At 70.3% G+C, this 6,072-nt stretch carries 5 protein-coding genes and 1 pseudogene; 1 reads left to right on the forward strand and 5 read right to left on the reverse strand.

Features of this window, described 5'->3' with window-relative positions:
• A pseudogene (locus ACFXBC_RS22980) lies at positions 1 to 465 on the forward strand (TetR family transcriptional regulator); the annotation flags it as partial.
• Between the two features lie 19 nt (positions 466 to 484).
• On the opposite strand, the gene ACFXBC_RS22985 reads toward ACFXBC_RS22980, so the two are convergent.
• The 5 genes from ACFXBC_RS22985 to ACFXBC_RS23005 form a co-directional block, all read right to left on the reverse strand.
• Positions 485 to 1,168 carry a DUF4230 domain-containing protein gene (locus ACFXBC_RS22985; RefSeq protein WP_385027422.1) on the reverse strand — a complete coding sequence of 228 codons (684 nt, stop codon included), beginning with the start codon at positions 1,166 to 1,168 and terminating at the stop codon, positions 485 to 487.
• Positions 1,169 to 1,218: 50 nt separating this feature from the next.
• On the reverse strand, positions 1,219 to 2,253 hold the full coding sequence (locus ACFXBC_RS22990; RefSeq protein ID WP_385027441.1) for a LacI family DNA-binding transcriptional regulator: 1,035 nt from the start codon (positions 2,251 to 2,253) through the stop codon (positions 1,219 to 1,221).
• Complete coding sequence (locus ACFXBC_RS22995; protein ID WP_385027426.1) at positions 2,238 to 3,887, reverse strand: alpha-amylase family glycosyl hydrolase; 1,650 nt, start codon at positions 3,885 to 3,887, stop codon at positions 2,238 to 2,240. The genes ACFXBC_RS22990 and ACFXBC_RS22995 overlap by 16 nt, the downstream gene beginning before the upstream one ends.
• Before the next feature lie 74 nt (positions 3,888 to 3,961).
• Entirely contained in the window at positions 3,962 to 4,888 is a 927-nt protein-coding gene (locus ACFXBC_RS23000; RefSeq protein ID WP_385027429.1) for a sugar ABC transporter permease, read from the reverse strand.
• Positions 4,889 to 4,944: 56 nt separating this feature from the next.
• Complete coding sequence (locus tag ACFXBC_RS23005; RefSeq protein ID WP_385027432.1) at positions 4,945 to 5,925, reverse strand: carbohydrate ABC transporter permease; 981 nt, start codon at positions 5,923 to 5,925, stop codon at positions 4,945 to 4,947.
• Positions 5,926 to 6,072: the final 147 nt, after the last annotated feature.

Consider the following 6,072-nt stretch of genomic DNA (forward strand, 5'->3'; position numbering starts at 1 on the left):
CGGCTCCAGCGGGAGATGGAGCGGTTCTTCGACTTCGTCGAAGAGCACGGGCCCGGCTTCGCGGCGCTGATGCGCGGCGGCCCGGCCGTGGGTTCCACCACCACCAACGCGATGATCGACGAGGTCCGCACCGCCGCGTATCTCCAGATCCTCTCTCATCTGGAAGTCCAGGACCCGCCCGCCAGGCTCCAGTTGGTCGTCCGGTCGTGGGTGTCGCTCGCCGAGTCGACCGCGCTGATCTGGCTCGACGGGCGGAGCATCCCCCGCGCCGAGCTGGAGTTGCAGCTGGTGCACGACTTCGCGGCGCTGGCCGCGGTGAGCGCCGCCTACGACGAAGCGATGGCGGCGGTCGTACGGCGGATCCTGAGCGAGGAGCCCGCCGACGGGCCGTTCGGGGAGCTGGTCGGCCGGCTGCTCGCCCTGGCGCCGCTGCCCGAGGCGGAACTCCCCGCCCAGCGGGGCTGAGGACCGAGGGCCCGCCCGGTCAGGGTGTGCCGTAGACCACCGTGACCCGCTTGAACCCCAGCGAGTGCAGCAGGCCCTGGAGCATGCTGGTGGTGTTCTTCTCGGCGCGTGCCACCAGACCGCTGTCCTTGGCCGCCTCACCGATGTGCTGCGCCGCGAGCTTCTGTACGGCGTGCTCGTTGTTGGGGTTGTCCGAGAAGAAGTCGCCGAGCCGGTCGAGCAGCCCGCGCTGCTTGGAGACGGCGTACGAGCGGTCCGGGTCGATGGCGGGCTCGGCGAGCACCGCGTGCGGCAGCCGCAGGGTGGCGGCGGTGCGGTCCTTGTTCACGGTGACCCCGTTCCCCGCGGTCTTGCCGAGGTCGACATAGGAGCCGACGGCGCCCGCTCCGACGTACAGCATCCGGGAGCCGCGGATCGCGTCCGGCAGGAACTTGGTGTCCTTCTCCAGGTCGACCACGACCTGGAAGTTCCCGGACGCGGCCTCGTACCGGCTCATGTCCTGGATCGACTTGAGCAGTGCGGGGCCCGACCGGTCCTGGGTCTTCTCGCCGAATACGTCGCCGATCCCCGGCAGCAGGTCGAGCCTGCTGCCGAGCAGCAGCAGCGCGAGCACCAGGACCACGGCCACCGGTGCTTTGATCCACCAGGAGCGGCCGCTCGTGCGGCGCCGCTCCTGGTCCGTCTCTCCTTCGGTCAGCGTCATGGGGTCCGGATGCCCCCGTACACCATGAACACTCCGCCGGGTCGGCCCGATCAGCCGGGCCGGCCGGCCGTCGATCCGCGTACCACCAGCTCGGGCTGGAAGACGAACTCCGTGCGCTGTACCGGGTTTCCGCCGATCTCCTCCAGGAGCGTGCCCACCGCCGCCGCTGCCATCGCCTGGACCGGCTGGCGGACCGTCGTCAGCGGCGGGCTGGTGAAGGCGATCAGCTGCGAGTCGTCGAAGCCGACCACGGAGACGTCGTCGGGGACTTCGAGACCGCGCTCGCGGGCCGCCCGGACGACGCCCAGCGCCATCAGGTCGCTGCCGCAGACCACGGCCGTGCACCCCTGGTCGAACAGGGCGCCCGCCGCCGCCCGGCCGCCCTCGACGCTGAACAGGGTGTGCTGGACCAGGGCTTCGGCCTCGTCGGCGGACTGGCCGAGCCGGGCCGACAGCGCCTCGATGAACCCCTCGCGCTTGCGGCGCGAGGGCACATAGCGCGGCGGCCCGACCGCCAGACCGATCCTGCGGTGCCCGAGGTCCGCGAGATGGCGTACGGCCATATGGGCCGCCGCATGGTCGTCGGGCGAGACGAACGGCGCGCTGATCCGTTCGTTGTAGCCGTTGATCAGGACGAACGGCACCCCGCGCTCCGTGAGACCCGCGTAGCGCGCCGGGTCGGCCGAGGTGTCGGCGTGCAGTCCCGAGAGGAACACAATGCCGCCGACGCCGCGCTCCACCAGCTGCTCGACCAGTTCGTCCTCGGTGGCGCCGCCCGGCATCTGCGTACAGAGGACCGGGGTGTAGCCGTATCCCACGAGCACCTGCTCCACGGCCTGGGCGAAGGCCGGGAAGATGGGGTTGGTCAGCTCGGGCGTCACCAGGCCGATGAGGCCCGCGCTGCGCTGGCGCAGCCGTACCGGGCGTTCGTAGCCGAGGATGTCGAGCGCCGCGAGCACCCGCTGCCGGGTGGTGTCCGCGACGCCCGGCTTCCCGTTGAGCACCCGGCTCACCGTGGCCTCGCTGACGGCGGCCTGCGCGGCGATGTGCGCGAGCCGGGGAGGTGCGGTCACACCGACCACCAGACGGTGGCGTCCGACGGCAGCTCGAACTCATCGCCTTCCAGGGGGACTTCGGTGCTGGCAAGGACCATCCGGCCGGGTACGGGCAGGCGTACCGGGCTGCCGGTGGTGTTGACCGTGCAGCGGAACCCGGGGCGGGCGAAGGCCAGCACGCCGTCCGGGGTACCGGGGAGCCAGTCCACGGACTCCCCGGCGCCGAGCCCCAGCAGCTCACGGCGGGCGGCGAGCGCGCTGCGGTACAGCTCCAGGGTGGACGCGGGGTCGCCGGTCTGCGTCTCGACGCTCAGCGCGCCCCAGCTCGCGGGCTGCGGGAGCCAGCTGCCGCCGCTGCCGAAGCCGTACGAGGATCCTTCCGCGGTCCAGGGGAGCGGCACCCGGCAGCCGTCGCGGAAGCCGTCCTGGCCGGCCGCGCGGAAGAACGACGGGTCCTGCCTGACCTCGTCGGGCAGGTCGGTGACGTCGGGGAGGCCCAGCTCCTCGCCCTGGTAGAGGTAGGCGGAGCCGGGCAGGGCCAGCATCAGCAGGGTCGCGGCGCGGGCCCGCCGCAGGCCCAGTTCGCGGTCGCCGGGGGTGCGGATCTGGGTGCCGGCCGGCGGGTTGGCGAAGCGGGTGGTGTGCCGGGTGACGTCATGGTTGGAGAGCACCCAGGTGGCGGGCGCGCCCACCGGGCGCATCGCGGCCAGCGACACATCGATGACCTCGCGCAGCTCGGCCGCGTCCCAATGGGTGCCGAGATACTGGAAGTTGAACGCCTGGTGCAGCTCGTCGGGGCGTACGTAGTGGGCGGTGCGCTGCACGGTCGGCGTCCAGGCCTCGGCGACGGCTATCCGCTCGCCCGGGTACTCGTCGAGGATGGTGCGCCAGGAGCGGTAGATCTCGTGGACGCCGTCCTGGTCGAAGAAGGGCATGATGTCGTTGCCGAGCAGCCGGAGCTGGTCGGTGCCGCCGAGGTCGGGCAGGCCGGGCGCCTTGACGAGACCGTGGGCGACGTCGACCCGGAATCCGTCGACGCCCATGTCGAGCCAGAACCGCAGGATGGAGCGGAACTCGTCGGCGACGGCCGGGTGCTCCCAGTTGAGGTCGGGCTGCTCGGGGGCGAAGAGGTGGAGGTACCAGGCGCCGTCGGCGACCCGGGTCCAGGCGGGGCCGCCGAAGATGGACTCCCAGTCGTTGGGCGGGAGTTCGCCGTTCTCGCCCTTGCCCTCGCGGAAGTGGTAGCGGTCGCGCAGCGGTGAGGAGGGGCCGTCGTCGATGGCGCGCCTGAACCACTCGTACTGGTCGGACGTGTGGTTGGGCACCACGTCCACGATGATCCGCAGGCCCAGGCCGTGGGCGTCGCGGATCAGCGCGTCGGCGTCGATGAGCGTGCCGAACATGGGGTCGATGGCCCGGTAGTCGGCGACGTCGTACCCGGCGTCGGCCTGTGGGGACGCGTAGAACGGCGAGAGCCACACGGCGTCGACGCCGAGGTCGCGCAGGTACGGCAGCCGGCTGCGGACGCCCTCGATGTCACCCATGCCGTCACCGTTGCTGTCGGCGAAGCTGCGCGGATAGACCTGGTAGATCACCGCGTCCCGCCACCAGCCGGTGCGGGCGGCGGCCGACGGGGCGGCGGGGGCGGCGGAGTGCTGAGTCATGTCTTCCCTGGGTGTGTCAGATGCGTGGGGGCGTTCATGGGGCGTGCGGGAGGGCGTACGGGAGGGTGCGGGGCTCAGCCCTTGGTCCCGCCCGCCGTCAAGCCGGTGACCAGGTGCTTCTGCACCAGGTAGAAGATGACGGAGACGGGGATGGCGATGAGGACGGCGGTCGCCGCCATGTAGTTCCACTGCGCGTCGTGCTCGCTGACGAAGCTGGAGAGGCCCACCGCGAGGGTGTACTTGCTGTCGTCGAGCATGAACGTCGAGGCGAAGGCGACCTCGCCCCAGGCGGTCAGGCAGGTGTAGAAACCGGCCACCGCGAGTCCGGGCCTGGCGAGCGGCAGGATGAGCCGCCAGAAGGTGCCGAAGGGGCTCAGCCCGTCGACGCGTCCCGCCTCGTCGATCTCGTACGGGATGGTGTCGAAGTACCCCTTGAGCATCCAGGCGCAGTACGGCACGGCGGTGGAGCAGTACACCAGGATCAGGGCGCCGAAGGTGTCGATGAGGCCGAGGTCCGCGAGGATCACGTACATCGGCACCATCAGGACGGCGACCGGGAACATCTGGGTGACCAGGAGCAGCCACATCAGCTTCTTGTGGCCGGGGAACCGCATCCGGGAGACCGCGTATCCGGCGGTGGCGGCCATGAACACACCGATGACGCTGGTCGCGACGGCGATCAGGGCGGTATTGCCGAGCCAGGTGAAGAAGCGGGTGTGCTCCAGCACGAACGAGTAGTTGGAGAGAGAGATCTTCGACCAGATCCGGCCGGGGTGCAGATAGTCGCTCTTGTCGGGGCCGAGCGAGAGGAAGGCCAGCCAGGCGATCGGGAAGAGCGCGATCAGACTGGCGATGCCGAGCGCCGTGTGGGAGAGCACGGTGGCCCTGCGGCTCGGCCGGTCGCGGCGGAGTGCGCGGGCGGGGCGCCGTACGGCCGGCGCGGTGCGCTCAGCGGGTGAGGTCTCTGTGGTGAGGGTCGTCTGCGTCGACTGTGTCGTCATCGGGAATCTGCCTTCGTGTCTTCTGGTTTCCGGCCGCTTCTGGTTGCCGGCCGGGCTCAGCCGGCGGCCTTCTCGCTACGGGCCAGCCAGCGCCGGTAGAAGGAGGTGAAGACGATCAGGATGGAGAGCAGCAGCACGCCGTACGCCGCGGACTGGGCGTAGTCCCTGGGCTGCTGGCCGAAGCCGAGACGGTAGGCCCAGGTGACGAGGATCTGGGCGTCCGGTGCGCCGTTGCCGAACAGCAGGAAGATGATGGCGAACTGGTTGAACGTCCAGATGATGCCGAGCAGGACGACGGTGGAGCTCACCGAACGCAGGCCCGGCAGCGTGACATGGAGGAAGCGCTGCCAGGGGCTCGCGCCGTCCATCTCGGCGGCCTCGTACAGGTCGGCGGAGATCGACTGGAGTCCGCCGAGCAGCGACACCATCATGAAGGGCACACCGCACCAGGTGTTGACGATGATCGCGGCGAGCTGCTGGAAGTGCGGCTCCTCCAGCCAGGCGGGCTGGGGCAGATGGAGGCTGCCGAGGAGCGAGTTCACGATGCCGGAGTCACCGAGCATGATCCGCCAGGAGAAGACGGTGACGAAGGTCGGCACGGCCCAGGGCAGGATCAGCAGCATCCGGTAGAAGGTGCGGCCGCGCAGCTTCTGGTTGAGCAGCAGCGCCAGGCCGAGGCCGATGCAGTAGTGCAGGGCCACGCAGGCGGCGGTCCAGACGATGGTCCACAGGAAGTGGGACCAGAAGCGGTCCCAGGCCGTCGGCCCCCAGAGGATGTCCGCGTAGTTGTGCAGACCGATGAACCTGTAGGTGGCGTCGATGTGGTTGACGCCGATGGTGCGGGCCGAGTTGAGGCTGTTCGCGTCGGTGAGGGTCAGGTAGAGGCCCTGGACCAGCGGGTAGCCCACCAGGACACCGAGCACGACGACGACCGGGGCCGCCATCGCATAGGCGTACCAGTGCTTCTGCCAGGACTGCTTGATGCGCTGCACCGGCCCACGGCGCTCGGCGCGCGCGCCTGCGACGGCAACGGTCATCTTGACACCTTTTCCAGGGGGTTCGGCTCGACGTCCGGCCGCCGGATCCGCACGGTGGGGGGGGAGGGCGGGGCCCCGGGGAACAAAGGGGGGGTGGTGGGCCGACAGAAGGAGGAGCCAAACTAAAGAAATAAAACACAACCACAG

Origin of the sequence: Streptomyces sp. NPDC059398 (assembly GCF_042751845.1) — a bacterium.
Classification (GTDB): Bacteria; Actinomycetota; Actinomycetes; order Streptomycetales; family Streptomycetaceae; genus Streptomyces.

What these genes read in the sequence shown, in the direction of transcription:
- ACFXBC_RS22995 (WP_385027426.1), bottom strand. Translation starts at nt 3,887, where the DNA reads ATGACTCAGCACTCCGCCGCCCCCGCCGCCCCGTCGGCCGCCGCCCGC.
- ACFXBC_RS22985 (WP_385027422.1), bottom strand. Translation starts at nt 1,168, where the DNA reads ATGACGCTGACCGAAGGAGAGACGGACCAGGAGCGGCGCCGCACGAGC.
- ACFXBC_RS23005 (WP_385027432.1), bottom strand. Translation starts at nt 5,925, where the DNA reads ATGACCGTTGCCGTCGCAGGCGCGCGCGCCGAGCGCCGTGGGCCGGTG.
- ACFXBC_RS23000 (WP_385027429.1), bottom strand. Translation starts at nt 4,888, where the DNA reads ATGACGACACAGTCGACGCAGACGACCCTCACCACAGAGACCTCACCC.